Here is a 771-nt window from a genome sequence, read left to right on the forward strand (position 1 = left end):
TTGGTTCGATAACTCAACAAGATGCTAACGTTAGCGCTTTGCCATTAGAGTTTAAGACAAATAATCCTCTCAAGGCGGCATTGTTCGAGAAGGTCTTCTCTTGGAAGCAAAGTTTAAAAAGTTATTTAGACGGTACTTTTTCGAAACTTATCACTGATATAAGAATATTTCTGGTTACTAATGTAGTCGCATTATTTATCGCGGCCTTCGGGTGTACCCGATCTGAGAAATTGGGTGGGAGACCTATGGTGATTTCTTCAGTAATCACGATAGCGACAGCTTTATCAACTTATGGCTATGTAAATGATAACTGGCTGTTCAATATCCTACTCAATAGTTTCGCTGGGTACGGCTATTCTGTAGGAATCGTATCACTATCTGCTTGGTTATATTTTGAATATGGCGATAAGTTTGGAAAGGGCGAAAGATCTTAAAAAGATTATGTTATTCTATAGCCCAACTCTATTCTTAATTAGCTCCAAGATAGATTCAGCTGCGTAGTTCTTTGGCATCACATCATGGGCTGTCGCAGAAAGCTGGAATGCCCCTTCCATTGCTGCCATCACGGTAGCGCTTAAATGAATAACCTCTTTATTCTTTGAGGATTTACCGTCCCATACATCTGCTAATAATTGTCTAAGTAAGGTTAATTGCTGTCCAATCAGGTCTTGGTAGATTTCCTTAATCTCAGGCTGTTTTAGTGATTCTCCCGCGATAACGACCCAAGCGGAAACTACTTCTGGCATTTGTGTGTCACCAGTTGCCAAACGG

At 40.3% G+C, this 771-nt stretch carries 2 protein-coding genes; one reads left to right on the forward strand and one right to left on the reverse strand.

Annotation, left to right across the window (positions count from 1 at the left end; genetic code table 11):
* On the forward strand, positions 1 to 434 hold a 434-nt coding region (locus A3738_RS31810), incomplete at its 5' end, for a hypothetical protein (protein ID WP_231876534.1).
* A 15-nt stretch (positions 435 to 449) separates the two neighbouring features.
* On the opposite strand, the gene A3738_RS04960 is transcribed toward A3738_RS31810, so the two are convergent.
* Positions 450 to 771 (reverse strand): TetR family transcriptional regulator C-terminal domain-containing protein (locus A3738_RS04960; protein WP_231876535.1); only part of this gene is annotated, 322 nt, incomplete at its 5' end.

This window comes from Oleiphilus sp. HI0066, from assembly GCF_001635725.1.